At 59.4% G+C, this 26,795-nt stretch carries 22 protein-coding genes; 17 read left to right on the top strand and 5 right to left on the bottom strand.

What is annotated here, in order from left to right; all coding sequences use genetic code 11:
- Window positions 1-97: 97 nt before the first annotated feature.
- Window positions 98-1,873 (bottom strand): glyoxylate carboligase, encoded by a 1,776-nt coding sequence (gene gcl / locus SGN16_RS21580; protein ID WP_210639900.1) that lies wholly within the window; start codon window positions 1,871-1,873, stop codon window positions 98-100.
- 265 nt (window positions 1,874-2,138) lie between these two features.
- Here gcl and SGN16_RS21575 point away from each other — a divergent pair, with 265 nt between their 5' ends.
- Window positions 2,139-2,576, top strand: a complete 438-nt coding sequence (locus SGN16_RS21575) for a heme-binding protein (RefSeq protein WP_210639899.1) — start codon at window positions 2,139-2,141, stop codon at window positions 2,574-2,576.
- A gap of 213 nt (window positions 2,577-2,789) precedes the next feature.
- Window positions 2,790-3,248, top strand: a complete 459-nt coding sequence (locus SGN16_RS21570; RefSeq protein WP_335945287.1) for a transposase — start codon at window positions 2,790-2,792, stop codon at window positions 3,246-3,248.
- 61 nt (window positions 3,249-3,309) lie between these two features.
- On the opposite strand, the gene SGN16_RS21565 is transcribed toward SGN16_RS21570, so the two are convergent.
- Window positions 3,310-3,918 (bottom strand): TetR/AcrR family transcriptional regulator, encoded by a 609-nt coding sequence (locus SGN16_RS21565; RefSeq protein ID WP_335945286.1) that lies wholly within the window; start codon window positions 3,916-3,918, stop codon window positions 3,310-3,312.
- 132 nt (window positions 3,919-4,050) lie between these two features.
- Between SGN16_RS21565 and SGN16_RS21560 the strand changes: the two genes are divergently transcribed.
- A complete protein-coding gene (locus SGN16_RS21560; protein WP_210639896.1) occupies window positions 4,051-4,965 on the top strand; it encodes a DUF808 domain-containing protein in 915 nt (304 codons plus the stop codon).
- 131 nt (window positions 4,966-5,096) lie between these two features.
- Here SGN16_RS21560 and SGN16_RS21555 read toward each other — a convergent pair whose 3' ends face one another.
- Both SGN16_RS21555 and SGN16_RS21550 read right to left on the bottom strand, forming a co-directional pair.
- Window positions 5,097-5,885 (bottom strand): VacJ family lipoprotein, encoded by a 789-nt coding sequence (locus SGN16_RS21555; RefSeq protein WP_210639895.1) that lies wholly within the window; start codon window positions 5,883-5,885, stop codon window positions 5,097-5,099.
- Window positions 5,878-7,176, bottom strand: coding sequence for a serine/threonine protein kinase (locus SGN16_RS21550; protein ID WP_335945285.1), 1,299 nt, complete (start codon window positions 7,174-7,176; stop codon window positions 5,878-5,880). Before SGN16_RS21550 ends, SGN16_RS21555 begins: the two co-directional genes overlap by 8 nt.
- A 425-nt stretch (window positions 7,177-7,601) precedes the next feature.
- Between SGN16_RS21550 and SGN16_RS21545 the strand changes: the two genes are divergently transcribed.
- From SGN16_RS21545 to SGN16_RS21535, 3 genes are all read left to right on the top strand, one after another.
- Window positions 7,602-8,456 carry a glycine betaine ABC transporter substrate-binding protein gene (locus SGN16_RS21545; protein WP_210639893.1) on the top strand — a complete coding sequence of 285 codons (855 nt, stop codon included), beginning with the start codon at window positions 7,602-7,604 and terminating at the stop codon, window positions 8,454-8,456.
- Between the two features lie 316 nt (window positions 8,457-8,772).
- The gene (locus SGN16_RS21540) at window positions 8,773-9,084 is read left to right on the top strand and encodes a DUF485 domain-containing protein (protein WP_335945284.1); all 312 of its coding nucleotides are present in this window, start codon (window positions 8,773-8,775) and stop codon (window positions 9,082-9,084) included.
- Complete coding sequence (locus tag SGN16_RS21535) at window positions 9,081-10,739, top strand: cation acetate symporter (RefSeq protein ID WP_210639892.1); 1,659 nt, start codon at window positions 9,081-9,083, stop codon at window positions 10,737-10,739. Before SGN16_RS21540 ends, SGN16_RS21535 begins: the two co-directional genes overlap by 4 nt.
- 312 nt (window positions 10,740-11,051) lie before the next feature.
- Here SGN16_RS21535 and gltA read toward each other — a convergent pair whose 3' ends face one another.
- A complete protein-coding gene (gltA, locus tag SGN16_RS21530) occupies window positions 11,052-12,341 on the bottom strand; it encodes a citrate synthase (protein ID WP_003172803.1) in 1,290 nt (429 codons plus the stop codon).
- 364 nt (window positions 12,342-12,705) lie between these two features.
- On the opposite strand from gltA, the gene sdhC reads away from it, so the two are divergent.
- From sdhC to SGN16_RS21475, 11 genes are all read left to right on the top strand, one after another.
- Complete coding sequence (gene sdhC, locus SGN16_RS21525; RefSeq protein WP_003179220.1) at window positions 12,706-13,080, top strand: succinate dehydrogenase, cytochrome b556 subunit; 375 nt, start codon at window positions 12,706-12,708, stop codon at window positions 13,078-13,080.
- Complete coding sequence (gene sdhD / locus SGN16_RS21520) at window positions 13,074-13,442, top strand: succinate dehydrogenase, hydrophobic membrane anchor protein (RefSeq protein WP_003204438.1); 369 nt, start codon at window positions 13,074-13,076, stop codon at window positions 13,440-13,442. Before sdhC ends, sdhD begins: the two co-directional genes overlap by 7 nt.
- Window positions 13,443-13,445: 3 nt before the next feature.
- Entirely contained in the window at window positions 13,446-15,218 is a 1,773-nt protein-coding gene (gene sdhA / locus SGN16_RS21515) for a succinate dehydrogenase flavoprotein subunit (RefSeq protein WP_063324841.1), read from the top strand.
- 11 nt (window positions 15,219-15,229) lie between these two features.
- A complete protein-coding gene (locus SGN16_RS21510; RefSeq protein ID WP_003204434.1) occupies window positions 15,230-15,934 on the top strand; it encodes a succinate dehydrogenase iron-sulfur subunit in 705 nt (234 codons plus the stop codon).
- Window positions 15,935-16,196: 262 nt separating this feature from the next.
- Window positions 16,197-19,028: a 2-oxoglutarate dehydrogenase E1 component gene (locus tag SGN16_RS21505; protein ID WP_122565957.1), complete on the top strand. Its 2,832-nt coding sequence runs from the start codon at window positions 16,197-16,199 to the stop codon at window positions 19,026-19,028.
- Between the two features lie 44 nt (window positions 19,029-19,072).
- The gene (gene odhB / locus SGN16_RS21500) at window positions 19,073-20,296 is read left to right on the top strand and encodes a 2-oxoglutarate dehydrogenase complex dihydrolipoyllysine-residue succinyltransferase (RefSeq protein ID WP_092201798.1); all 1,224 of its coding nucleotides are present in this window, start codon (window positions 19,073-19,075) and stop codon (window positions 20,294-20,296) included.
- Between the two features lie 111 nt (window positions 20,297-20,407).
- A complete protein-coding gene (gene lpdA / locus SGN16_RS21495; RefSeq protein ID WP_210639891.1) occupies window positions 20,408-21,844 on the top strand; it encodes a dihydrolipoyl dehydrogenase in 1,437 nt (478 codons plus the stop codon).
- 196 nt (window positions 21,845-22,040) lie between these two features.
- Window positions 22,041-23,207 (top strand): ADP-forming succinate--CoA ligase subunit beta, encoded by a 1,167-nt coding sequence (sucC, locus tag SGN16_RS21490; protein WP_003179235.1) that lies wholly within the window; start codon window positions 22,041-22,043, stop codon window positions 23,205-23,207.
- The gene (gene sucD / locus SGN16_RS21485) at window positions 23,207-24,091 is read left to right on the top strand and encodes a succinate--CoA ligase subunit alpha (protein WP_003179236.1); all 885 of its coding nucleotides are present in this window, start codon (window positions 23,207-23,209) and stop codon (window positions 24,089-24,091) included. Before sucC ends, sucD begins: the two co-directional genes overlap by 1 nt.
- Window positions 24,092-24,480: 389 nt before the next feature.
- The gene (gene brnQ / locus SGN16_RS21480) at window positions 24,481-25,794 is read left to right on the top strand and encodes a branched-chain amino acid transport system II carrier protein (RefSeq protein ID WP_335945283.1); all 1,314 of its coding nucleotides are present in this window, start codon (window positions 24,481-24,483) and stop codon (window positions 25,792-25,794) included.
- A gap of 234 nt (window positions 25,795-26,028) precedes the next feature.
- Window positions 26,029-26,766, top strand: a complete 738-nt coding sequence (locus SGN16_RS21475) for a DUF599 family protein (RefSeq protein WP_256453559.1) — start codon at window positions 26,029-26,031, stop codon at window positions 26,764-26,766.
- The last annotated feature ends 29 nt before the right edge of the window (window positions 26,767-26,795 follow it).

Below are 26,795 nucleotides of genomic sequence, written 5' to 3'. Positions count from 1 at the left end.
GCGAGCTTGCTCGCGATAGCGGTGTGTCTGCTTGCATCCATGTTGAATGTAGCGCCGTCATCGCGAGCAAGCTCGCTCCACAGGAGTGCGTCGGCATTCAATCGAGCAACGAAATCGCGGTCGGCGCATCGTTGCCCACCAGCGCCAGGTCTTCGAACTCGTTGACGGCGTTGATCTCGGTGCCCATGGAGATATTGGTGACCCGCTCCAGGATGATCTCGACAATCACCGGCACCTTGAATTCCTCGATCATCGCCTGGGCCTTGCGCAGCGCCGGTTGGATGCCAGACGGCTCGAACACCCGCAGCGCCTTGCAGCCCAGGCCTTCGGCCACGGCAATGTGGTCCACGCCATAGCCGTTGAGTTCCGGGGCGTTGAGGTTGTCGAAGGACAGCTGCACGCAGTAGTCCATGTCGAACCCGCGCTGGGCCTGGCGAATCAGCCCCAGGTAGGAGTTGTTCACCACGACGTGGATGTACGGCAGCTTGAACTGCGCACCCACCGCCAGCTCTTCAATCATGAACTGGAAATCATAGTCACCCGACAACGCCACGACCTGGCGGCTCGGATCGGCCTTGACCACCCCCAGCGCGGCCGGAATGGTCCAGCCCAACGGTCCGGCCTGGCCGCAGTTGATCCAGTGGCGCGGCTTGTACACATGGAGGAACTGCGCCCCGGCGATCTGCGACAGGCCGATGGTGCTGACGTAGCAGGTGTCCTTGCCGAACACCTGGTTCATTTCTTCGTACACCCGCTGTGGCTTGACCGGCACGTTGTCGAAGTGGGTCTTGCGCTGCAGGCTGGCCTTGCGTTGCTGGCAGTCCTGCAGCCAGGCGCTGCGGTTCTTCAACTTACCGGCGGCTTGCCACTCACGGGCCACGTCGATGAACACCGCCAGGGCCGAAGCAGCATCGGAAACGATGCCCAGGTCGGGCGTGAACACGCGACCGATCTGGGTTGGCTCGATGTCCACGTGAATGAACCTGCGGCCTTCGGTGTAGACCTCCACCGAGCCGGTATGACGGTTGGCCCAGCGGTTGCCGATACCCAGCACCAGGTCCGACTTGAGCAACGTGGCGTTGCCGTAGCGATGGGAGGTTTGCAGGCCGACCATGCCGACCATCAGTGGGTGATCGTCGGGGATGGTGCCCCAGCCCATCAATGTCGGGATGACGGGGATGCCGGTCAGCTCGGCGAACTCCACCAGCAGCTCGCTGGCATCGGCATTGATGATGCCGCCGCCGGCCACCAGCAATGGCCGCTCAGCCTGATTAAGCATCGCCAGGGCTTTCTCTATCTGCACGCGGTTGGCCGCGGGTTTGGCCAGGGGCAGTGGTTGGTAGGCGTCGATGTCGAATTCGATCTCGGCCATCTGCACATCGAACGGCAGGTCGATCAGCACCGGGCCCGGCCGGCCGGAGCGCATTTCATAGAAGGCTTTCTGGAATGCGTACGGCACCTGGCCCGGCTCCAGCACGGTGGTCGCCCACTTGGTCACCGGCTTGACGATGCTGGTGATGTCCACAGCCTGGAAATCTTCCTTGTGCATACGAGCGCGGGGCGCTTGCCCGGTGATGCACAGGATCGGGATCGAATCGGCCGAGGCGCTGTAGAGCCCGGTCACCATATCGGTGCCGGCCGGGCCCGAGGTGCCGATGCACACACCGATGTTGCCGGCTTTGGTGCGGGTGTAGCCCTCGGCCATGTGCGAGGCGCCTTCAACGTGGCGAGCGAGGACGTGATCGATGCCGCCCACCTTTTGCAGGGCAGAGTACAGCGGGTTGATCGCTGCACCCGGGATGCCGAAGGCGGTGTCCACGCCTTCACGGCGCATCACCAGGACGGCGGCTTCGATTGCTCTCATTTTGCTCATGGTTTTGTGCCTCTTACGTTTTGTAATTGTATACAAGTGGCTTTGCGCAGAGTGTATTCATGGCTGACGGCACAGGTCAATCCATTTTCTCAAGCGGCTGTTTCATTCGTCAGAGGCTGGGAATTTTGTGGTATTTCGTCGATTATTGACTAAGTGCGAATTTGTTGTATACAAAATTGTAGATTTCTGTGCTCTATTTGTGTGCTCAGTTTTCTGAGAAGTGACACCCGCAAGGCCTCTCTCATCACAAAAGAAGGACAGCCCCATGAGTGCTCTAACCTTGAAAGTCGCCGTCAACCTGGCAGGACAAGCCCTCGCCGCAGGCCGTGAAATCAGCGCGGCCCCATTGACCGTCGCGGTCCTGGACAGCGGCGGACACCTGATTGCCTTGCAGCGCGAAGACGGCGCTAGCCTGCTTCGCCCACAGATCGCCATCGGCAAGGCCTGGGGCGCCATCGCCTTGGGCAAAGGCTCACGCCTGCTGGCCCAGGACGCCCAGCAACGCCCGGCGTTCTTTGCGGCTTTGAATGGGCTGGGGCAGGGCAGCGTTGTACCGGCACCGGGTGGGGTGTTGATCAGGGATCAGGATGGGAGGGTGTTGGGGGCGATTGGTGTCAGTGGGGATGTTTCGGATGTGGATGAGCAGGTGGCAGTCAGGGCGGTGGAGGCGGTGCAGTTGAGGGCGGATGTGGGGGGAGCTTGAATTTGTGGTGATTGATCAACCGCCATCGCGAGCAAGCTCGCTCCCACAGGATTCTGCGGTGTACCCGGATTTCGCGAACAAACCGGAATCCCTTGTGGGAGCGAGCTTGCTCGCGATGGCGATAGACCAGACACATACAGCTAAAAAGTCCTCCTTCGATCAAGCATTCAGTGATCTAGCCTTTCATGACCTGACTATCAAGGAGGCAACGGAATGCCTAATTTACCCGCTTCACATCGTTTGCGCATTGGCCGCTACGGTGAGTTGAATCGAATCTATTTGCTGACCACCAACACAATCGACCGAAGACCTGTTTTTCAGGAGTTCGCCCTGGGTAGATTGGTTGTTGATCAGTTTCGGCATGCCCAGGAAAAGGAGTGGGCCAAATCGTTGGCGTGGGTGGTCATGCCTGATCATTTCCATTGGTTGATAGAACTTCAGCAGAGTTCGCTGAATGAGTTGATGCAAAAGACCAAATCCTTAAGCACTCGGGCAGTGAATCTATCCTCAGGCCGCAGCGGTAGCTTATGGCAGCAGGGATACCATGATCGAGCCCTGCGCCGGGAAGAAGATCTGGTAGTCCTGGCTCGGTATGTCGTGGCAAATCCGCTGCGGGCTGGTCTGGTCAAACGATTTGGCGACTATCCACTGTGGGATGCCATTTGGGTTTGATCCGTAACCGAGTTGCCTTCATCGCGAGCCTGCTCGCGATTGAAGACGACGCGGTCTCAAACTAGCGATCCACCTCACACCCCTTCAACACCAACCGGATAATCGTCTGCGCCGCCGCTTCATAATCCGCTTCATCGAGCTTCTCCTTGCCGGTCACCGCCGAGATCTGCCAATCGAAGTCGGCGTAGGTCTGGGTCGCGGCCCAGATGCTGAACATCAGGTGGTTGGGGTCGATGGGGGCGATCTGGCCGCGGTCGATCCAGGTCTGGATGCAGTCGATGTTGTGCCGGGCCTGGCCGTTGAGTTGCTCCACCAGGTCGGGGCTCAGGTGTGGGGCACCGTGCATGATTTCACTGGCGAAGACTTTCGAGGCGAAGGGCAGGTCGCGGGAGATGCGGATCTTAGAGCGGATGTAGTGGCTCAGCACCTCACCCGGCACGCCGTCGGCATTGAACGGCGTCGAAGCCTGGAGGATCGGCTCGATGATACTTTCCAGGACCTCGCGGTAGAGGTTTTCCTTGGACTTGAAGTAGTAATAGACGTTGGGTTTGGGCAGGCCGGCCTTGGCCGCGATGTCGCTGGTCTTGGTCGCGGCGAAGCCCTTGTCGGCAAATTCCTCGCTGGCGGCACGCAGGATCAATGCTTTGTTGCGCTCGCGGATTGTGCTCATAAACCCAGGGGTTCCTTGCCTGTTCTGGCGGTGGCGCATGGTAGCACCGGCCTCGCGCAGCGCTCAAGAATGCCCCCATGGCACCGCCGCTCGCGGTATGCTGCGCGGCATTATTATTCAAGGAGCCCCTCCATGGCCGGAAGCAGTTTGCTGGTGCTGATCGACGATATCGCCACTGTGCTCGACGATGTAGCGTTGATGACCAAAATGGCCGCCAAGAAAACCGCCGGCGTGCTCGGCGATGACCTGGCGCTCAATGCCCAGCAAGTCTCTGGTGTGCGTGCCGAGCGGGAGCTGCCAGTGGTCTGGGCGGTGGCCAAGGGTTCGTTTATCAACAAGTTGATCCTGGTGCCATCGGCACTGGCGATCAGCGCCTTCGTGCCCTGGCTGGTGACGCCACTGTTGATGGTAGGTGGCGCCTACCTGTGTTTCGAAGGGTTCGAAAAACTGGCCCACAAGTTCCTCCACAGCCCGGCCGAAGACGAGGCCGAACATGCACAACTGGTCGAGGCCGTGGCTGATCCGGCGGTCGATCTGGTGGCGTTTGAAAAGGACAAGATCAAAGGTGCGGTGCGCACCGACTTCATTCTGTCAGCGGAAATCATCGCCATTACCCTCGGCACCGTCGCCGATGCAGCACTGACCCAGCAAGTCATCGTTTTGTCGGGTATTGCCATCGTCATGACCATTGGTGTCTATGGCCTGGTGGCCGGGATCGTCAAGCTCGATGACCTGGGGCTGTGGCTGACGCAGAAGCCAGGTCAGGCCGCCAAAAGCATTGGCGGCGCTATCCTGCGTGCCGCACCCTACATGATGAAAAGCCTGTCGGTGATCGGCACGGCGGCGATGTTCCTGGTGGGCGGCGGCATCCTGACCCATGGCGTACCGGTGGTGCATCACTGGATCGAGGCTGTGGCGGCCAGTGCCGGCGGTGCCGGGTTTATCGTGCCGATGTTGCTCAACGCGGTGGCGGGGATTGTCGCGGGGGCAGCGGTATTGGTGGGTGTGCTGGCGGTCGGCAAAATCTGGAAGGCGCTGAAAGGCTGAGACGGCAACACATAACAACTGTGGGAGCGAGCTTGCTCGCGATGAGGGGCCGACATTCAACATCTGCGTTGACTGACAGGCCGCTATCGCGAGCAAGCTCGCTCCCACATTGGTTTCAGGTGTATCGGGTGTTACTCGGCTATCTGCAACTTACGCGACTCGGTGTACACGTAGCGCACCTTCTCGTACTCGAACGGCGAGTTCAGCTGGCCATAGCGGAAGCTGGTCTGGTAGCGCTTGTCCACGGCGCGCAGGAACAACAGTTCCGGGTGGTTGCCGCTGACTTCGGAAACGTTCAGGTAGTTGATCGCCGATTCGGCCGTGTAGTCCACCAGCAAGCCTGAAGTGTCGCGCAGGTTCGAAGGGCCGAAGATCGGCAGTACGAAGTACGCGCCGCCGGGTACGCCGTAGAAACCCAGGGTCTGGCCGAAGTCTTCGCTCTGGCGCGGCAGGCCCATGGCGGTGGCCGGGTCCCACAGGCCGGCAATGCCAATGGTGGTGTTGAGCAGCAGTCGCGCCGTGGTTTCCATCGAACGCTTGCCCTTGAATTGCAGCAGGCTGTTCATCAGGTTCGGCACATCCCCAAGGTTATTGAAGAAGTTGCTCACTCCGGTGCGCACGAAGCTTGGGGTGATGTATTGGTAGCCATCAACGACGGGCAGGAACACCCATTGGTCGAAGCGGTAGTTGAAGTGGTAGACCCGGCGGTTCCAGGATTCCAGCGGGTCATAGACGTTCAGGGCGTTGAGGGTCGAGCGCTCGAATTCGCGCTGGTCCAGGCCCGGGTTGAACTTGAGTTTGCTCAACGGTTCCTTGAAACCATCGGAGTCCACCACCACCGGTGCATTGGCCTTGCTGTTATCAGCCTGGACCAGGCCGGCACTCATTAACGCGGCGATAAGCAGGAGATATTTAGCCACGGAAGAACTCCAGCATGGCGTCGCTGTTGACGCGGTAGTTAAGGTTGCCGCAGTGGCCGCCCAATGGATAAACCGTCAGGCGGTCGCCAAAGGTCTTGCGCAGGAAGCCCAGGTCTCCCGGGCCGAGAATGACGTCGTCGGCGTTGTGCATGACGGCAATCTTCGGGCTGGCCTGCAGGTAATCCTTCAGCGCATACAGGCTGACCTGGTCGACCAGTTGCAACAGGCTGCCGCCGTCAGTGCGCGCACGCCACATCGGGATCACCTGCTCGGTCAGGTAGCAGTCGAAGTCGCATTGCAGCGCGCGCTTGAGAAACGGTGTCAGGCTGGTGCTTTCGGTGATCGGGAATTTGGGCGGGATGATCAGGCCGCGACGGTTGATCAGGTCCGAGGTGAACGCGATATCGGCTGCCGAGAAACGGAACGAGGTGCCGATCAACATCGCCATCTGCTCGTTGCTCAGGTGTTGCTTGGACTGCTGGAAGTCGTAGAGCAGGGCATCGTTGAGGTCGATGTAGCCTTTTTGCTGGAAGTAGCGCGTCAGCTTGTTCAGCACCAGCTCATAGAAGGTGGTGGTGTTGTTGATGCCCTTGACCTCGGTCTGGACCAGTTTGTCCAGGTTGGTGATCGAGGTGTAGAGGTTCACCGGAGGGTTGAGCAACAGCACTTTCTTGAAGTTGAAACTGCGCCGGGTTTCATCCAGGTGCGCGACGAAGGCCGCGTCCAGGGCGCCGAGGCTGTAGCCAGTGAGGTAATACTCGGTCACCGGCAGTTTCGGGTTCTGCGCCCGCACGGCCTGCATCACCCGGTACATGTCCTCGGCATCTTCCTTGGAAATACCCGGTGTGGCGAAGCGCGAGGCGGCACTCATGAAGTCGAAGCTGGTGGGCGATGACAGCTGCACCACGTGGTAGCCGGCCTTGTAGTAGAGCCGCTTGAGGTATTCATTGATGCTACTGTCAAAGCGCGCACCGGTGCCGGCGATCAGGAAAATCAGCGGCGCGGGTTTGTCCTGGGTAGCCATGCGGTAGGTGAGGCTTTTCACCGGCCAGAAGTTGTCCGGCAAGATGAACTCACGTTCCGGGCGCAGAGTCAGGCTGTGGTCGGCCTGGTTGATGTCCTCGATCAGCGGCAGCTCCGGGCGCAGGTCCGGCGGCGTGGTGGCGATAGTCGCCTCGAACGGGTTGGTCAACGGGTAGCCATAGCTGGCGGCGTCAATATCTGCCGCCAGCGCGGACGCACTCAGGATAAGGCCGCCGATGAGGGCAGCGAAGCGCAAGGAACGGAGCATGACGAAATCCCTAAGAGGAAGGTGCCGAATGAGGTTCGCAGGCTATGACCACCGAAGCAGAGCCAAGTGCCATGACGTATACAAAACAGGCGCGGACGGGGCGCGATAGTAGCGGGACGATACACGTTCGCGCATGGTCGCGGCTAGATATCTGGTGGTTGCCTGATTCAGGCATGCAAGGTTCGGGCGGGATTTGCGATGGCAACACCTTAAATCGCCTGCTGGCTTTCTGATGTCGTTTCTCGTTGCCTCAACGTCGCAGACAGAGCAGGTTCCAGATCAGCGCAGGTTGATGATCGACGGGTCAGTACTCCACTGGCGTTCGAACCGGTTTGCAGGCGAGCGTGATGGGGGCGCTGTGCACCATAACAATACGTTGACGCCGCCCGGCATCCGTCGGGCGCAGCACTTTCGGGGAAGTAACGATGAAGATGCGACGACTCTTGGGCGCAGGTGCCGCACTGGTACTGGCGATCAGCTCCACTGTGGCCAGCGCCGAAACCAAAACCCTGAGCATCGGTTACGTTGACGGCTGGTCCGACAGCGTTGCGACCACTCACGTGGCAGCCGAAGTCATCCAGCAGAAACTCGGCTATGACGTGAAGCTGCAAGCCGTCGCGACCGGGATCATGTGGCAAGGCGTGGCCACCGGTAAGCTCGACGCGATGCTCTCGGCCTGGTTGCCAGTCACCCACGGTGACTACTGGGCCAAGAACAAGGATCAGGTGGTCGATTACGGCCCCAACTTCAAGGATGCGAAAATCGGCTTGATCGTGCCTGAGTACGTCAAGGCCAAGTCGCTCGAAGACCTGAAGACCGACGACTCCTTCAAGAAACGCATCGTGGGTATCGACGCCGGTTCAGGCGTTATGCTCAAGACCGAGCAGGCCATCAAGGATTACGACCTGACCGGGTATCAACTCAAGGCCAGTTCCGGCGCCGGCATGATTGCCGAGCTGACCCGTGCCGAGAAGAAAAACGAATCCATCGCCGTCACCGGTTGGGTGCCGCATTGGATGTTCGCCAAGTGGAAACTGCGCTTCCTGGAAGACCCGAAAGGTGTCTACGGCGCGGCTGAAACCGTGAACAGCATCGGCAGCAAGGGCCTGGAGGCCAAAGCGCCGGAAGTGGTCGCGTTCCTGAAGAAATTCCAATGGGCTTCGAAAGACGAAATCGGCGAAGTCATGCTGGCGATCCAAGAGGGCGCCAAGCCTGAAGCCGCTGCCAAGGATTGGGTCGCCAAGCACCCGGACCGCGTGAAGGAGTGGACCGGCAAGTAATCGGCCTGGTTTAACTTTCTCGAAAAACCGCATGACGTTGCGTCATGCGGTTTTTTTGTGCCTGCAATTCCCAAGTGCATGCAAATCCCCCGTGGGAGCGGGCTTGCTCGCGAAGGCGGTGTATCAGCCAGCAATTGATTCACAGGCAGATCGCATTCGCGAGCAAGCCCGCTCCCACAGGGGAATTAAATGATAAATGTGCGGAAAACTGGCAAAACCGTCATGTCGTTCTAATACTAAGGTCGTCTGGAACCTGGCCTGCAGCCGCATAGAGTAGGGTCGTTCCAATTAAATCTGTGCTGCGAGGATAAAAACAATGAACGACAGCATTTACCTCTCGATTCAAAACAGCCCGCGCTTCAAGGAGCTGGTGAGAAAAAGGGAAAGGTTCGCCTGGATTCTCTCGGCGATCATGCTAGGGCTGTATTCCGGCTTCATTCTTCTGATCGCCTACGGGCCACAAATTCTCGGGGCCAAGATCACGCCTGAGTCCACCATCACCTGGGGCATTCCCATCGGTGTCGGCCTGATTGTCTCGGCCTTCGTCCTGACCGCTATTTACGTGCGACGCGCCAACGGCGAGTTCGACGACCTGAACAATGCGATTCTCAAGGAGGCTCAGCAATGATCCGGCGTCTACTGGCTCTATTGAGCATCGCAGCGTTCGCTCCGGGCGCCTGGGCGGCTGAAGCCCTGACCGGTGCCGTGCAGAAACAACCCCTCAACGTCTCGGCCATCGTCATGTTCGTGGCCTTCGTCGGCGCGACCCTGTGCATCACTTACTGGGCGTCCAAGCGTAACAAGTCGGCGGCCGACTACTATGCGGCGGGCGGGCGGATCACCGGTTTCCAGAATGGCCTGGCCATTGCCGGGGACTACATGTCGGCGGCGTCCTTCCTGGGGATTTCCGCCCTGGTGTTCGCCTCCGGCTACGACGGTCTGATCTACTCGATCGGCTTCCTGGTGGGCTGGCCGATCATTCTGTTCCTGATCGCCGAGCGCCTGCGGAACCTGGGCAAATACACCTTTGCCGACGTGGCGTCCTATCGCCTGGGGCAAACCCAGATCCGCAGTCTGTCGGCCTGTGGCTCGCTGGTCGTGGTGGCGTTCTACCTGATCGCGCAAATGGTCGGTGCCGGCAAGCTGATCCAGCTGCTGTTCGGCCTGGACTATCACGTCGCGGTGATCCTGGTGGGTATCCTGATGTGCCTCTACGTGCTGTTCGGTGGCATGCTGGCGACCACTTGGGTGCAGATCATCAAGGCGGTGCTGTTGCTGTCGGGTGCTTCGTTCATGGCCCTGATGGTCATGAAGCACGTCAACTTCGACTTCAACATGCTGTTTGCCGAAGCGGTCAAGGTGCACCCTAAAGGCGAGGCGATCATGAGCCCTGGCGGCTTGGTGAAGGATCCGATCTCGGCCTTCTCCCTGGGCTTGGCGTTGATGTTCGGTACTGCTGGCCTGCCACACATCCTGATGCGTTTCTTCACCGTGAGTGATGCCAAGGAAGCGCGCAAGAGCGTGCTGTATGCCACTGGTTTCATCGGCTACTTCTACATCCTGACCTTCATCATCGGCTTCGGCGCGATCCTGTTGGTCAGCACCAACCCGGCCTTCAAGGACGCGGCAGGTGCCTTGCTCGGTGGCAACAACATGGCGGCGGTGCATCTGGCCAACGCCGTGGGTGGCAGTATCTTCCTGGGCTTCATCTCGGCCGTAGCGTTCGCCACCATCCTGGCGGTGGTAGCAGGCCTGACCCTGGCCGGTGCCTCGGCGGTGTCCCATGACCTGTATGCCAGCGTGATCAAGAAAGGCAAGGCCAACGAGAAGGACGAGATTCGCGTGTCGAAAATCACCACCATCGCCCTGGCGGTGCTGGCGATCGCCCTGGGAATCCTGTTCGAGAAGCAGAACATCGCGTTCATGGTGGGCCTGGCGTTCTCCATCGCGGCGAGCTGCAACTTCCCGGTACTGCTGCTTTCGATGTACTGGAAGAAGCTGACCACCCGTGGCGCCATGATTGGCGGCTGGCTGGGCCTGGTCAGTGCCGTGGGTCTGATGGTGCTGGGTCCGACCATCTGGGTGCAGATCATGGGTCACGAGAAGGCGATCTTCCCGTATGAATACCCTGCGCTGTTCTCGATGGCGATTGCCTTCGTCGGCATCTGGTTCTTCTCCATCACCGACAAGTCGGCTGAAGGCGCAAACGAGCGGGCGCTGTTCTTCCCGCAGTTCGTGCGTTCGCAGACTGGCCTGGGGGCGAGTGGGGCGGTTAACCATTGATGTTGCGGTAAGTGCTTGAAGAAATACCCCGGTCGAGAGGCTGGGGTATTTTTTTTTGTGCCGGGTTTAAGGGGAGGGCAGGGCTGCCGCCATCGCGAGCAAGCTCGCTCCCACAGGGGATCTGCAGTGAACGCGGGTTCTGTGTTCAAAACAGGTCAACTGTGGGGGAGCGAGCTTGCTCGCGATGGCGTCGGGCCTGTCAATGCCGCTTCTGGATCAGATGAAAAGAGGCACAAACAAAACAGCCCCTGCTCTTATATAAGAAGCAGGGGCTGTTTCGGTGCAGCTTAAGACGTTACTGCAAGGCAGGCCTTACTTGCGGTCTTCCAGCTTGGTGATGTCACGCGACTCGTAGCCGGTGTACAGCTGGCGCGGACGGCCGATCTTGTACGGGCTGGAGAGCATTTCTTTCCAGTGGGAGATCCAGCCCACGGTCCGCGCCAGGGCGAAGATCACGGTGAACATGCTGGTTGGAATGCCGATCGCCTTGAGGATGATCCCCGAGTAGAAGTCGACGTTCGGGTACAGCGAGCGCTCGATGAAGTACGGGTCGGTCAGGGCGATCTCTTCCAGGCGCATGGCCAGTTCGAGTTGCGGATCGTTCTTGATCCCCAGTTCCTTGAGCACTTCGTCGCAAGTCTGCTTCATGACGGTGGCGCGCGGGTCGCGGTTCTTGTAGACCCGGTGGCCGAAGCCCATCAGCTTGAACGGATCGTTCTTGTCCTTGGCCTTGGCGATGAACTTGTCGATGTTCGAGACATCGCCGATTTCATCGAGCATGGTCAGTACCGCTTCGTTGGCACCGCCGTGGGCCGGGCCCCAGAGTGCAGCGATACCGGCGGCGATGCAGGCGAACGGGTTGGCACCCGAGGAGCCGGCCAGGCGCACGGTGGACGTGGAGGCGTTCTGCTCGTGGTCGGCATGGAGGATGAAGATCCGGTCCATGGCCTTGGCGAGCACCGGGCTGATCGGTTTGATCTCGCACGGGGTGTTGAACATCATATGCAGGAAGTTTTCTGCATAGGTCAGGTCGTTGCGCGGGTACATCATGGGCTGGCCCATGGAGTACTTGTAGACCATGGCTGCCAGGGTTGGCATCTTCGCCACCAGGCGGATCGCGGAGATTTCGCGATGCTGGGGGTTATTGATGTCCAGGGAGTCGTGGTAGAAGGCCGAGAGGGCGCCGACAACGCCGCACATGACGGCCATCGGGTGAGCATCGCGACGGAAACCGTTGAAGAAGGTCTTCAACTGCTCGTGAACCATGGTGTGGTTCTTCACGGTGCTGACGAACTGGGCCTTTTGCTCTGCGGTTGGCAGCTCGCCGTTGAGCAGCAGGTAGCAGGTTTCCAGGTAGTCCGATTTTTCAGCCAGTTGCTCGATCGGGTAGCCGCGGTGCAGCAGGATGCCGTTGTCGCCGTCGATATAGGTGATTTTCGACTCGCACGAAGCGGTCGACATGAAACCTGGGTCAAAGGTGAAACGGCCCGTGGCCGTCAGGCCCCGTACGTCGATTACATCGGGACCAACGGTGCCGGTTAAAATGGGCAGCTCGACGGGGGCTGCGCCCTCGATGATCAACTGCGCTTTTTTGTCAGCCATGTGGCCTCCTATTAATGCTTGAAATCATCAGACAGACCCCCCACGCAGGGCCCGCACCACTATAGTGAGATAAATCCGAATGTCAATTTGCCTAAAGTCTTGCTCCAGAAGGCTTTAACCGGACTTTTTCCGCGAAATTACCTGCCGTTTACGCCTTTTGCCGGATATGTGCAATGCGCTATTAGGGGAAGGTGAACGCGTTGTCATTAGTAGCCTAACTGTCTATACTCGGCCACCGACCGCCAGGGGCTTTTGGGCCTGCTTTCTTGGGGGTCGTCACTCCCTGGGTGGTGAGTACCTGACCAGTGCGCGCCCCAACAACTTTGCCCTGATTGTTAGGGGCTCTTCAGTGTGAAAAAAAGCCGTGAAAAGCCAACGACCTGTAAACCTAGACCTAAGGACCATCAAACTCCCAGTCACTGCTTACACGTCCATTCTTCACCGAATTTCCGGTGTCATTCTCTTCGTCAGCCTGGCCATCATGCTTTATGCATTGGACAAGTCGCTCGACTCGGAAGAAGGCTTCGGTCAGGTGAAAGCGTGTCTGACCAGTCCGCTAGCCAAGCTAGTGATTTGGGGCATCCTGTCCGCCTTGCTGTATCACTTGGTCGCCGGTGTGCGCCACTTGATCATGGACATGGGCATCGGTGAGACGCTGGAAGGCGGCAAGCTGGGCTCAAAAATCATTATCGCCGTGTCTGCGGTGTTGATCGTTCTGGCAGGAGTCTGGATATGGTAACCAACGTCACGAACCTTTCGCGTTCGGGCCTCTATGACTGGATGGCGCAGCGTGTGTCTGCGGTCGTTCTCGCGGCTTACTTCATTTTCCTGATCGGATATGTCGTAGCAAACCCGGGCCTGGGCTATGCCCAATGGCATGAACTGTTCGCAAACAACTGGATGCGTATCTTCAGTCTGCTGGCACTTGTCGCACTGGGCGCTCACGCCTGGGTCGGCATGTGGACCATCGCGACCGACTACCTGACGCCGATGGCGTTTGGCAAGTCGGCGACTGCCGTACGTTTCCTCTTCCAGGCAGTATGCGGCGTTGCGATGTTCGCTTACTTCGTCTGGGGTGTGCAGATTCTCTGGGGTATCTGATCCATGGCTAACATTCCAACGATTTCTTTCGACGCCATCATCATTGGTGGTGGCGGTGCCGGCATGCGCGCAGCGCTGCAGCTGGCGCAGGGCGGTCACAAGACTGCCGTGATCACCAAGGTTTTCCCGACCCGTTCGCACACTGTGTCCGCCCAGGGCGGCATCACCTGCGCCATCGCTTCGGCCGACCCGAACGATGACTGGCGCTGGCACATGTACGATACCGTCAAGGGTTCCGACTACATCGGTGACCAGGACGCTATCGAATACATGTGTCAGGAAGGCCCGGCTGCGGTGTTCGAGCTGGACCACATGGGTATGCCATTCTCGCGTACCGAGCAAGGTCGTATCTACCAGCGTCCGTTCGGTGGCCAGTCCAAGGACTACGGCAAGGGCGGCCAGGCTGCGCGTACTTGCGCGGCGTCCGACCGTACCGGTCACGCGCTGCTGCACACCCTTTACCAGGGCAACCTGAAAGCCGGTACCACGTTCCTGAACGAGTACTACGCCGTTGACCTGGTGAAGAACCAGGACGGCGCCTTCGTCGGTGTGATCGCGATCTGCATCGAAACCGGCGAGACCACCTACATCCGCGCCAAGGCTACCGTACTGGCGACCGGCGGTGCTGGCCGTATCTACGCCTCCACCACCAACGCCCTGATCAACACCGGTGACGGTGTCGGTATGGCCCTGCGTGCTGGCGTGCCAGTCCAAGACATCGAAATGTGGCAGTTCCACCCGACCGGCATCGCCGGCGCCGGTGTACTGGTGACCGAAGGTTGCCGTGGTGAAGGTGGTTACCTGATCAACAAGCACGGCGAGCGTTTCATGGAGCGTTATGCTCCGAACGCCAAGGACCTTGCCGGTCGTGACGTGGTTGCCCGTTCGATGGTGAAAGAAATCATCGCTGGCAACGGTTGCGGTCCGAATGGCGACCACGTGATGCTCAAGCTCGACCACCTGGGTGAGGAAGTGCTGCACAGCCGCCTGCCAGGCATCTGCGAGCTGTCGAAGACCTTCGCTCACGTCGACCCAGTTGTCGCGCCGGTTCCGGTCGTTCCAACCTGCCACTATATGATGGGCGGCGTTGCCACCAACATTCACGGCCAGGCGATCACCCAGAACGCCGAAGGCGTGGACGAAATCATCCCTGGCCTGTTCGCAGTGGGTGAAGTGGCTTGCGTATCGGTCCACGGTGCCAACCGCCTGGGCGGCAACTCGCTGCTCGACCTGGTGGTCTTCGGTCGTGCTGCCGGCCTGCACCTGGAAAAAGCGCTGTCCGACGGTATCGAATATGACGATGCCACCGACGCCAACATCGAAGCTGCCCTGGCGCGTCTGTCCGCTCTGAACGAGCGTACCGAAGGCGAAGACGTGGCGACCCTGCGTCGCGAGTTGCAAAACTGCATGCAGAACTACTTCGGTGTGTTCCGTACCGGCGAATACATGCAGAAAGGTATCGCCCAGCTGGCGCAATTGCGTGAACGAATCGCCAACGTGAAGATCAACGATAAGTCGCAGGCGTTCAACACTGCCCGTATCGAAGCGCTGGAATTGCAGAACCTGCTGGAAGTGGCCGAAGCCACAGCCATCGCCGCAGAAGTGCGTAAAGAGTCCCGTGGCGCTCACGCCCGCGAAGACTTCGAGGACCGTGACGACGAAAACTGGCTGTGCCACACCTTGTACTTCCCGGGTGAGAAACGCGTCGCCAAGCGTGCCGTGAACTTCTCGCCGAAGACTGTTCCGACTTTCGAACCAAAAGTCCGGACTTATTAAGGGTGACCGCTATGTTGCAAGTCAGTGTTTATCGCTACAACCCTGATCAGGACGCTGCGCCGTTCATGCAGGATTTCCAGGTCGATACCGGTGGTAAAGACCTGATGGTGCTGGACGTGCTGGCCCTGATCAAAGAGCAGGACGAGGGTTTCTCCTATCGTCGTTCTTGCCGCGAGGGCGTTTGCGGCTCCGACGGCATGAACATCAACGGCAAGAACGGCCTGGCCTGCATCACGCCACTGTCTGCCGTGGTCAAGGGCAACAAGCTGATCGTTCGTCCGCTGCCAGGTTTGCCGGTTATTCGTGACCTGGTCGTCGATATGAGCATCTTCTACAAGCAATACGAGAAGGTGAAGCCATTCCTGCAGAACGACACGCCGGCTCCGGCCATCGAGCGTCTGCAGACTCCAGAAGAGCGTGAGAAGCTCGATGGTCTGTACGAGTGCATCCTGTGCGCCTGCTGCTCGACCTCGTGCCCATCGTTCTGGTGGAACCCGGACAAATTCCTGGGCCCGGCCGCCCTGCTGCAAGCTTATCGCTTCCTGGCAGACAGCCGTGACACCAAGACGTCCGAGCGTCTGGCTTCGCTGGATGACCCGTTCAGCGTGTTTCGCTGCCGCGGGATCATGAACTGCGTCAACGTTTGTCCAAAAGGCCTGAACCCGACTAAGGCCATCGGTCACATTCGTAACATGCTGCTGCAAAGCGGCGTTTGATTCAGCTGCTGTACCCGTAGGACCGTTGTACCCGTAAAGGCCAGGGCGCGGGCTTCAACCCGCGTCAGGGCTATAACCAGAACAGCCGCTCACAAAGCGGCAGTTCTTATTTTGAAGAAATGAGACAAGCAGGGGCATCCGGGCTGGTACCCGGACTATCAGCGTGATCCTAAGTGGCTTGTTTTAGTCGCTGCACTCGGACTTCTGCAAGTTTGCTCGGTGTTTTCGCCGGTGGTGTTCCCCTAATCGAGGGTGACCAAGCATGCAAGAAAGCGTGATGCAGCGCATGTGGAACAGTGCCCACCTCTCCGGTGGTAACGCTGCCTATGTGGAAGAGCTCTACGAGCTCTACCTGCACGACCCTAACGCTGTGCCAGAAGAATGGCGCACCTACTTTCAGAAGTTGCCGGCTGACGGTAACTCTGCCACTGATGTTTCGCACTCGACGATTCGCGATCATTTCGTGTTGCTGGCAAAGAACCAGCGCCGCGCTCAACCGGTGTCTGCCGGCAGCGTGAGCAGCGAGCACGAGAAGAAGCAAGTTGAAGTGCTGCGACTGATCCAGGCCTACCGGATGCGTGGCCACCAGGCAGCCCAGCTTGACCCGCTGGGGCTGTGGCAGCGTCCTGCACCTGCAGACCTGTCGATCACTCACTACGGCTTGACCAATGCCGATCTTGATACGACCTTCCGTGCCGGCGACCTGTTCATCGGCAAAGAGGAAGCGAGCCTACGCGAAATTCACGAAGCGTTGCAGCAGACATATTGCCGCACCATCGGCGCTGAATTCACGCACATCACCGATTCCGAGCAGCGCCAGTGGTTCCAGCAGCGTCTGGAAAGCGTTCGTGGCCGTCCGACGTACTCCGCCGACATCAAGAGCCACTTGCTCGAGCGCGTTACCGCCGGTGAAGGCCTGGAGAAATACCTGGGTACCAAATACCCGGGCACCAAGCGTTTCGGCCTGGAAGGCGGCGAAAGCCTGATTCCGATGCTCGATGAGCTGATCCAGCGTTCCGGTTCCTACGGCACCAAGGAAGTTGTCATCGGCATGGCCCACCGTGGTCGCCTGAACGTGCTGGTCAACACCTTCGGCAAGAACCCGCGCGAGCTGTTCGACGAGTTCGAAGGCAAGAAGAAGGTCGAGCTGGGCTCCGGTGACGTGAAATATCACCAGGGTTTCTCGTCCAACGTGATGACCACAGGTGGCGAAGTGCACCTGGCCATGGCCTTCAACCCATCCCACCTGGAAATCGTTTCCCCAGTGGTCGAGGGTTCGGTCCGTGCCCGTCAGGATCGTCGCAACGACCCGACCGGTGAAAAAGTCCTGCCGATTTCCATCCACGGTGACGCGGCATTCGCCGGTCAAGGCGTGGTCATGGAAACCTTCCAGATGTCGCAGACCCGCGGTTTCAAGACCGGCGGCACCGTGCACATCGTGATCAACAACCAGGTCGGTTTCACCATCAGCAACCCGCTGGACTCGCGTTCCACCGAGTACGCAACCGACGTCGCGAAAATGATCCAGGCGCCGATTCTCCATGTGAATGGCGATGACCCGGAAGCCGTGCTGTTCGTGACCCAGTTGGCCATTGATTACCGCATGCAGTACAAGCGTGACGTGGTGATCGACCTGGTCTGCTACCGTCGTCGCGGCCACAACGAGGCCGACGAGCCTAGCGGCACCCAGCCTTTGATGTACCAGCAGATCGCCAAGCAGCGCACTACCCGTGAGCTGTATGCCGAGCGCCTGACCCAAGGCGGCGTGCTGGATGCAGAGCGCGTCCAGGAAAAAGTCGATGAATATCGCAATGCCCTGGACAACGGCCTGCATGTTGTAAAAAGCCTGGTCAAAGAGCCGAACAAAGAGCTGTTCGTGGACTGGCGTCCGTACCTGGGCCACGCCTGGACTGCGCGTCACGACACCCGTTTCGACCTCAAGACCTTGCAGGAACTGTCCGCCAAGCTGCTGGAGATTCCGGAAGGCTTCGTGGTCCAGCGCCAGGTCGCGAAAATCTACGAAGACCGGCAGAAGATGCAAGCCGGCGGCCTGCCGATCAACTGGGGTTACGCCGAAACCATGGCGTACGCGACCCTGGCGTTCGAAGGTCACCCGATTCGCATTACCGGCCAGGACGTAGGCCGCGGTACTTTCTCGCACCGCCACGCGGCGCTGCACAACCAGAAAGACGCCAGCACCTACATCCCGCTGCAGCACCTGTACAAAGGCCAGCCACGTTTCGACCTGTACGATTCGCTGCTGTCCGAGGAAGCCGTCCTGGCGTTCGAATATGGCTATTCCACCACCGAGCCGAATGCGCTGGTGATCTGGGAAGCCCAGTTCGGCGACTTCGCCAACGGTGCCCAGGTGGTTGTCGACCAGTTCATCACCAGCGGCGAGCACAAGTGGGGCCGTCTCTGCGGTCTGACCATGCTGTTGCCACATGGTTATGAAGGGCAGGGGCCGGAGCACTCTTCGGCACGTCTGGAGCGTTACCTGCAACTGTGTGCCGAGCACAACGTCCAGGTCTGCGTACCGACCACCCCGGCACAGATCTACCACCTGCTGCGTCGTCAGGTCATCCGTCCGCTGCGCAAGCCGTTGATCGTGCTGACACCGAAGTCGCTGCTGCGTCACAAACTGGCGATCTCCACGCTCGAGGATCTGGCCGAAGGCTCCTTCCAGACCGTCATTTCGGAAATCGACACCCTGGACGCGGCGAAGGTGACTCGCCTGATCCTGTGCAGCGGCAAGGTCTACTACGACCTGCTGGAAAAACGTCGTGCCGAAGGCCGCGAAGACATCGCCATCGTGCGTATCGAGCAGCTTTACCCGTTCCCGGAAGAAGACCTGATGGAGGCCATCGCGCCTTACACCAACCTCACCCACGTGGTGTGGTGTCAGGAAGAACCGATGAACCAAGGCGCGTGGTACAGCAGCCAGCATCACCTGCGTCGCAGCATTGGCAACCATAACAAGGCCCTGGGCCTGGAATATGCCGGCCGTGATGCTTCCGCTGCACCTGCGTGTGGTTATGCGTCGATGCACGCCGAACAGCAGGAAAAACTGCTGCAAGATGCCTTCACTGTTTAACGCCTTCGCGCTGACTGAAACCGAATTTTAAGGACCCACAGATAATGGCTATCGAAATCAAAGCCCCGTCATTCCCGGAATCGGTTGCCGATGGCACCGTTGCCACCTGGCACAAGAAACCAGGCGAGGCCGTCAAGCGTGACGACCTGATCGTCGACATCGAGACCGACAAGGTCGTACTGGAAGTATTGGCCGAAGCAGACGGCGTGCTGGGCGCAATCGTTGCCGAGGAGGGCGCTACCGTTCTGTCGAACCAGGTCCTGGGTTCGATCGAAGAGGGCGGCGCTGCTGCCGCCGCTCCAGCCGCCGCTGCTGCACCGGCTGCCGCTCAAGCAGCTGCTCCAGCTGCCGATGGTGAAGACGATCCAGTCGCGGCACCTGCTGCGCGCAAGATCGCCGAAGAGAACGGCATCAACATCGCTTCCGTTGCCGGCACCGGCAAGGGTGGTCGTGTGACCAAGGAAGACGTGGTTGCAGCCGTTGCCGCCAAGAAAGCCGCTCCAGCCGCTGCCCCGGCCAAGCCAGCCGCGCCTGCCGCCGCTGCTCCGGTGTTCGCTGCCGGTGACCGCGTGGAAAAACGCGTTCCGATGACCCGCCTGCGCGCCAAGGTTGCCGAGCGTCTGGTCGAAGCCCAGTCGAACATGGCGATGTTGACCACCTTCAACGAAGTCGACATGACCGAAGTCATGGCCCTGCGTTCGAAGTACAAGGACCTGTTCGAGAAGTCCCACAACGGCGTACGCCTGGGCTTCATGTCGTTCTTCGTCAAGGCTGCCACCGAAGCGCTGAAACGCTTCCCGGCCGTCAATGCGTCGATCGACGGTTCCGACATCGTTTACCACGGCTATGCCGACATCGGTGTTGCGGTCTCCAGCGACCGTGGCCTGGTGGTTCCGGTACTGCGTAACGCCGAACTGATGAGCCTGGCCGAAATCGAAGGCGGCATCGCCACCTTCGGCAAGAAGGCCCGTGACGGCAAGCTGTCCATCGAAGAGATGACCGGCGGTACGTTCACCATCACCAACGGTGGTACATTCGGTTCGATGATGTCGACCCCGATCGTCAACCCGCCGCAAGCGGCAATCCTGGGCATGCACAACATCCTGCAGCGTCCTATGGCGATCAACGGTCAAGTCGTTATCCGTCCAATGATGTACCTGGCACTGTCCTACGATCACCGCCTGATCGACGGTAAAGAAGCCGTGACGTTCCTGGTTACCATCAAGAACCTGCTTGAAGATCCTGCGCGTCTGCTGCTGGACATCTGATTTCGCCGTGAGGGCCGGTCTGTCGACCGGCCTCTTGCTGAAACAACCGGTTTCGTCCCCACGACGGTCGCCACAAGTGGCCGTCCGGTTTGATTCGAAAAGGAATGACTCATGACTCAGAAATTCGACGTGGTAGTGATTGGTGCGGGCCCTGGCGGCTATGTAGCAGCCATCAAGGCCGCGCAACTTGGCCTTACCACTGCCTGCATCGAGAAATACACCGATGGCGAGGGCAAACTGGCCCTGGGCGGTACTTGCCTGAACGTCGGTTGCATTCCATCCAAGGCGCTGCTGGACAGCTCCTGGAAGTACAAGGAAGCGAAAGAAAGCTTCAACGTCCACGGTATCTCCACCGGCGAAGTGAAGATGGACGTCGCTGCGATGGTTGGCCGCAAGGCTGGCATCGTCAAGAACCTGACCAGCGGTGTTGCCACCCTGTTCAAGGCCAACGGCGTGACCTCGATCCAGGGCCACGGCAAGCTGCTGGCCGGCAAGAAAGTCGAAGTCACCAAGCCAGACGGTTCGGTTGAAGTGATCGAAGCCGAGAACGTGATCCTGGCACCAGGCTCGCGTCCGATCGACATTCCACCGGCTCCAGTCGATCAGAAAGTGATCGTCGACTCCACCGGCGCCCTGGAATTCCAATCCGTGCCAAAACGCCTGGGCGTGATCGGCGCGGGTGTGATCGGCCTGGAGCTGGGTTCGGTCTGGTCGCGCCTGGGCGCGCAAGTGACTGTCCTTGAAGCCCTGGACACCTTCCTGATGGCCGCCGACACCGCGGTTTCCAAGGAAGCGCTGAAGACCCTGACCAAGCAAGGCCTGGACATCAAGTTGGGCGCTCGCGTGACCGGTTCCAAGGTCAATGGTGAAGAAGTCCTGGTGAACTACACCGACGCCAACGGCGAACAGACCATCACCTTCGACAAGCTGATCGTTGCGGTCGGCCGTCGTCCGGTGACCACCGACCTGCTGGCTGCCGACAGCGGCGTCGTGATCGACGAACGTGGTTTCATCCACGTCGATGATCAGTGCGCTACCGCCGTCCCGGGCGTCTTCGCCATCGGTGACGTGGTACGCGGCATGATGCTGGCGCACAAGGCGTCCGAAGAAGGCATCATGGTTGTCGAGCGCATCAAGGGCCACAAAGCCCAGATGAACTACGACCTGATCCCATCGGTTATCTACACCCACCCGGAAATCGCATGGGTCGGTAAAACCGAGCAGGCCTTGAAAGCCGAAGGCGTTGAAGTTAACGTCGGCACCTTCCCGTTCGCCGCCAGTGGCCGTGCCATGGCAGCCAACGATACCGGTGGTTTCGTGAAAGTGATCGCCGATGCCAAGACGGACCGCGTATTGGGCGTTCACGTCATTGGCCCAAGCGCTGCCGAGCTGGTACAGCAAGGCGCGATCGGTATGGAATTCGGCACCAGCGCTGAAGATCTGGGCATGATGGTCTTCTCCCATCCGACCCTGTCCGAAGCCTTGCACGAAGCGGCCCTGGCCGTAAATGGCGGCGCCATCCACGTGGCCAACCGCAAGAAGCGTTAATAGACAATAAGAAACCACGGCGGTATGGCCCGTCGTGAGCCTTGCGAGCAAGACTCACCGCGGAATATCCGCTGGACGCAGCCTTGCGTAGCTGCACCGGTTAACTGGAAAGCTACGCAAGCAGCAGTCACAGGTGGTGCGGCACCAGAACGGTGCAGCACCGAATGCGCAGTACCTAACGAAGACGGTAATAAGCATGAATCTTCACGAGTATCAGGGTAAGCAGCTGTTCGCTGAATACGGCCTGCCAGTATCCACCGGTTACGCGGTAGACACCCCGGAAGCGGCAGCAGAAGCTTGCGACAAAATCGGCGGCAGCGAATGGGTCGTCAAAGCCCAGGTTCACGCCGGTGGTCGCGGTAAAGCGGGCGGCGTCAAGCTGGTTCGCAGCAAAGAAGACGCCAAAGCCTTCGCACAGCAGTGGCTGGGCAAGCGTCTGGTGACTTACCAGACTGACGCCAACGGTCAGCCAGTCACCAAGATCCTGGTTGAATCGTGCACTGATATCGCTAAAGAGCTGTACCTGGGCGCGGTCGTTGACCGTTCGAGCCGCCGCATCGTGTTCATGGCTTCCACCGAAGGTGGCGTGGACATCGAGAAAATCGCTCACGACACCCCTGAGAAAATCCTCAAGGCCACCATCGATCCACTGGTTGGCGCACAGCCATTCCAGGGCCGCGAGCTGGCATTCCAGCTGGGTCTGGAAGGCAAGCAGGTCACTCAGTTCGCCAAGATCTTCGTAGGTCTGGCCAAGCTGTTCCAGGACCACGACCTGGCCCTGCTGGAAGTGAACCCGCTGGTGATCAAGGCCGACGGCGATCTGCATTGCCTCGATGCCAAGATCAACATCGACGCCAACGCCATGTACCGTCAGCCTAAGCTGAAGACTTTCCACGATCCGTCGCAGGACGATCCGCGCGAAGCGCACGCTGCCAAGTTCGAACTGAACTACGTAGCCCTGGAAGGCAACATCGGCTGCATGGTCAACGGTGCTGGCCTGGCCATGGGTACCATGGACATCGTCAACCTGCATGGCGGCAAGCCAGCCAACTTCCTCGACGTGGGCGGCGGTGCTACCAAGGAACGCGTTACCGAAGCGTTCAAGATCATCCTGTCCGACACTAACGTCGCCGCAGTACTGGTCAACATCTTCGGCGGCATCGTTCGTTGCGACATGATTGCCGAAGGCATCATCGGCGCCGTGAAAGAAGTCGGCGTGAAAATCCCGGTTGTTGTTCGCCTTGAAGGCAACAACGCTGAGCTGGGCGCTAAAGTACTGGCAGAAAGCGGTTTGAACATCATCGCTGCTACCAGCCTGACCGACGCTGCTCAACAAGTCGTTAAAGCTGCGGAGGGCAAATAATGAGCGTCCTGATCAATAAAGACACCAAGGTTATCTGCCAGGGTATTACCGGTTCGCAAGGTAGTTTCCACACCCAGCAAGCCATCGAATACGGCACCAAGATGGTTGGCGGCGTAACTCCTGGCAAAGGCGGCACCGAGCACCTGGGCCTGCCTGTCTTCAACACTGTGAAAGACGCTGTAGCTGCCACTGGCGCCACCGCCAGCGTGATCTACGTTCCAGCTCCTTTCTGCAAGGATTCCATCCTTGAAGCAGCGTTCGGCGGCATCAAGCTGATCGTCTGCATCACCGAAGGCATCCCGACCATCGACATGCTGGAAGCCAAGGTCAAGTGCGACGAGCTGGGTATCACCCTGATCGGCCCTAACTGCCCAGGCGTGATCACTCCAGGCGAATGCAAGATCGGCATCATGCCAGGTCACATTCACTTGCCAGGCAAGGTCGGTATCGTTTCCCGTTCCGGCACCCTGACTTACGAAGCCGTTAAGCAGACCACTGACGCCGGTTTCGGTCAGTCCACTTGCGTCGGCATCGGCGGTGACCCGATCCCAGGTTCGAACTTCATCGACATCCTGAAACTGTTCCAGGAAGACCCGAAGACCGAAGCGATCGTGATGATCGGTGAGATCGGCGGTTCCGCTGAAGAAGAAGCCGCTGCCTACATCAAGGCCAATGTGACCAAGCCGGTTGTTTCCTACATCGCAGGTGTGACTGCTCCTCCGGGCAAGCGCATGGGCCATGCTGGCGCAATCATCTCTGGCGGCAAAGGCACTGCAGACGAGAAATTCGCTGCACTGCAAGACGCGGGCGTGAAAACCGTGCGTTCGCTGGCAGACATCGGCAAGGCCCTGGCCGAGCTGACTGGCTGGGAAATGAAGAAGTAAGCTTCGGCTGACTTTTTTGTTCCAGCAACAAAGGCCACCTTCGGGTGGCCTTTGTCGTTTCTGGTACCGGGGAGGGCCTCATCGCGAGCAAGCTCGCTCCCACAGTCGAGCGCATTTCATTGTGGGAGCGAGCTTGCTCGCGATGACGGAATGACAGTTGCCAACCATTTACATGCAAAAACGCGACACGGGGACGTCGTGCATCGGATAGTTTGCCCCTTTACAGTGCGTTTTATCGCTAAATTCGTTAGGCTAGCAGCCATTTTGCGGCCGCTGCCCACAAGGAAGCGACGCGCTAAACGGGTCGGTCCTATACGGATCGGCAGCATTTCCCTCTACCCTCGGGGAAATCCCTCTCTAAATTCCGATTCAGTAGTGTGGTTTCCTTAATGAAAGTGTTGAAAGGCCAGGACATCCTGGCACTTGGTTTCATGACATTTGCCCTGTTCGTCGGGGCTGGCAACATCATCTTCCCGCCTATCGTCGGTTTGCAGTCCGGGCCTCATGTCTGGATGGCGGCGCTGGGCTTTCTGATCACGGCGGTCGGCCTGCCGGTCATCACGGTCGTTGCGTTGGCCAAGGTCGGTGGTGCGATGGATGCCTTGAGCAGTCCCATCGGCAAGGTCGCCGGCGGCGTGCTGGCAGCGGTGTGCTACCTGGCTGTCGGCCCGTTGTTCGCTACGCCGCGTACCGCCACCGTTTCGTTTGAAGTCGGCCTGGCGCCGTTGACCGGCGAAAGCCCGCTGGCGCTGTTGCTCTACAGTGCGGTGTATTTCCTGCTGGTGTTCTTCATCTCGCTCTATCCGGGCCGTCTGCTGGACACCGTCGGGCGCTTCCTGGCGCCGCTGAAGATCATCGCCCTGGCCGTGCTGGGCATCGCTGCGTTTGCCTTGCCCGCCGGCGACATCGGCGTGGCCACCCCTGAATACGTGGCGGCACCGTTCTCCCAAGGTTTCATCAATGGTTACCTGACCATGGATACCCTGGGCGCCTTGGTGTTTGGCATCGTCATCGTCAACGCGATCCGTTCCCGAGGCGTCGAGTCGCCCGCCTTGATCACTCGTTACGCCATCATCGCTGGGCTGATTGCCGGAGTGGGCTTGGCGCTGGTCTACGTCAGCCTGTTTCGCCTCGGCTCGGGCAGCCATGAAGTGGCGGCGGGCGCGACCAACGGCGCCGCTGTGCTGCACGCCTACGTGCAACACACGTTCGGCAGTCTGGGCAGCGGTTTCCTCGCTGTGCTGATTTCCCTGGCGTGCCTGGTGACCGCGGTCGGCCTGACTTGCGCCTGCGCCGAATACTTCAGCCGCGTGCTGCCGCTGTCCTACAAGACCCTGGTGGTGATCCTTGCAGCGTTTTCGCTGCTGGTGTCCAACCTGGGCCTGACCAAGCTGATCGCTTTCTCGATCCCGGTCCTGACCGCGATCTACCCGCCGTGCATCGCTCTGGTGGCCTTGAGCTTCTGCAAGGACTTCTGGCACGAGCAGGGGCGCATTGTCGGTCCGGTGATGCTGGTGTCGTTCCTGTTTGGCCTGATCGATGCGCTCAAGGGCGCCGGCTTGGCGGACTGGATGCCGACGCAACTGGCCCATCTGCCGCTGAGCGAGCAAGGCCTGGCCTGGCTGGTGCCTTCGGTGATGACCCTGGCGCTGGCTGTGGTGTGTGATCGACTGTTGGGCAAGCGCAGCGAAGCCTTGGCTTAAGCCGCTACAGGCAGGTCCACCGGTTACAACCGAAATGCCCCGTATCAATCGATACGGGGCATTTTTTTATGGGGGCAGTGTCTTTTTCCGTGGACTGTGGGAGTGAGCCTGCTCGCGATAGCGTCAGAACTGTCGGCATAGAAGTGAAAGTTATATCGCTATCGCGAGCAGGCTCGCTCCCACAGGGTTCGCTGATATTATTGCCGCAGAGTTTGTTTCGTCACAGGAAATCGAATGTCATTCATCCAAGCCAACTTGATTCATCTGCTTGCCGCCGCCTGGTTCATCATCTGCTGGGGCGGCTACACCCGTTATGCCACCTGGAAAGCTCGCGACACCGCCTGCCTGGCCAGCGTGATGCACCTGTATCGCGAAGATTGGATGCGCCGCATGTTGCTGCGCGAGAACCGCATCGCCGATGCCAGCGTGATCGGTAACCTGGAGCGCAACGCGTCATTTTTCGCCTCCAGTACGCTGATTATCCTGGCCGGTATCCTGACGGTACTCGGGGCGTCCGATCGGGCGGTGTCGTTGCTCGCGGACCTGCCGATGGTGCAGCAGGCTTCCCAGGGGATGGCGGAGGTCAAGTTGCTGTGCCTGGCGTTGGTGTTTGTCTACGCGTTTTTCACCTTCAGTTGGTGTATGCGTCAATACAACTTCGCGGCGGTCCTGATCGGTTCGGCGCCGATGATCGGCGAGCGTCATGTCTCGGAGCAGGAGCGCAAGGCCTTTGCACTCAGGGCGGCGCGGGTGATTTCCATGGCGGCCAACCAGTTCAACTTCGGCCTGCGTTCTTATTATTTCGGCATGACCATGTTGGCGTGGTTCGTCAGCCCCTGGTTATTCATGCTGATGAGTGCTGGTGTGGTGTTTGTGTTGTATCAGCGCGAGTTTCACTCCGACGTTCTCGACGTCATGGTCTATACCCCGACAGAAGCGCCAGCGCCTGAAGTCGGTAAAGAGGCCGCCTGATCGATCAGCTAAATCCCAGGCAAAAGAAA

The organism is Pseudomonas sp. G166 (genome assembly GCF_037027455.2).
Lineage (GTDB): Bacteria > Pseudomonadota > Gammaproteobacteria > Pseudomonadales > Pseudomonadaceae > Aquipseudomonas.
Note: the sequence above shows the minus strand (reverse complement) of the source record. Positions and strands in the feature narration are given on the sequence as shown.

What these genes read in the sequence shown, in the direction of transcription:
- sdhD (WP_003204438.1), top strand. Translation starts at nt 13,074, where the DNA reads ATGGTAACCAACGTCACGAACCTTTCGCGTTCGGGCCTCTATGACTGG.
- sdhA (WP_063324841.1), top strand. Translation starts at nt 13,446, where the DNA reads ATGGCTAACATTCCAACGATTTCTTTCGACGCCATCATCATTGGTGGT.
- SGN16_RS21550 (WP_335945285.1), bottom strand. Translation starts at nt 7,176, where the DNA reads ATGCTCCGTTCCTTGCGCTTCGCTGCCCTCATCGGCGGCCTTATCCTG.
- sucC (WP_003179235.1), top strand. Translation starts at nt 22,041, where the DNA reads ATGAATCTTCACGAGTATCAGGGTAAGCAGCTGTTCGCTGAATACGGC.
- gltA (WP_003172803.1), bottom strand. Translation starts at nt 12,341, where the DNA reads ATGGCTGACAAAAAAGCGCAGTTGATCATCGAGGGCGCAGCCCCCGTC.
- brnQ (WP_335945283.1), top strand. Translation starts at nt 24,481, where the DNA reads ATGAAAGTGTTGAAAGGCCAGGACATCCTGGCACTTGGTTTCATGACA.
- SGN16_RS21565 (WP_335945286.1), bottom strand. Translation starts at nt 3,918, where the DNA reads ATGAGCACAATCCGCGAGCGCAACAAAGCATTGATCCTGCGTGCCGCC.
- SGN16_RS21535 (WP_210639892.1), top strand. Translation starts at nt 9,081, where the DNA reads ATGATCCGGCGTCTACTGGCTCTATTGAGCATCGCAGCGTTCGCTCCG.
- odhB (WP_092201798.1), top strand. Translation starts at nt 19,073, where the DNA reads ATGGCTATCGAAATCAAAGCCCCGTCATTCCCGGAATCGGTTGCCGAT.
- SGN16_RS21560 (WP_210639896.1), top strand. Translation starts at nt 4,051, where the DNA reads ATGGCCGGAAGCAGTTTGCTGGTGCTGATCGACGATATCGCCACTGTG.
- SGN16_RS21545 (WP_210639893.1), top strand. Translation starts at nt 7,602, where the DNA reads ATGAAGATGCGACGACTCTTGGGCGCAGGTGCCGCACTGGTACTGGCG.
- SGN16_RS21575 (WP_210639899.1), top strand. Translation starts at nt 2,139, where the DNA reads ATGAGTGCTCTAACCTTGAAAGTCGCCGTCAACCTGGCAGGACAAGCC.
- SGN16_RS21540 (WP_335945284.1), top strand. Translation starts at nt 8,773, where the DNA reads ATGAACGACAGCATTTACCTCTCGATTCAAAACAGCCCGCGCTTCAAG.
- lpdA (WP_210639891.1), top strand. Translation starts at nt 20,408, where the DNA reads ATGACTCAGAAATTCGACGTGGTAGTGATTGGTGCGGGCCCTGGCGGC.
- SGN16_RS21510 (WP_003204434.1), top strand. Translation starts at nt 15,230, where the DNA reads ATGTTGCAAGTCAGTGTTTATCGCTACAACCCTGATCAGGACGCTGCG.
- SGN16_RS21475 (WP_256453559.1), top strand. Translation starts at nt 26,029, where the DNA reads ATGTCATTCATCCAAGCCAACTTGATTCATCTGCTTGCCGCCGCCTGG.
- sucD (WP_003179236.1), top strand. Translation starts at nt 23,207, where the DNA reads ATGAGCGTCCTGATCAATAAAGACACCAAGGTTATCTGCCAGGGTATT.
- SGN16_RS21505 (WP_122565957.1), top strand. Translation starts at nt 16,197, where the DNA reads ATGCAAGAAAGCGTGATGCAGCGCATGTGGAACAGTGCCCACCTCTCC.
- SGN16_RS21570 (WP_335945287.1), top strand. Translation starts at nt 2,790, where the DNA reads ATGCCTAATTTACCCGCTTCACATCGTTTGCGCATTGGCCGCTACGGT.
- gcl (WP_210639900.1), bottom strand. Translation starts at nt 1,873, where the DNA reads ATGAGCAAAATGAGAGCAATCGAAGCCGCCGTCCTGGTGATGCGCCGT.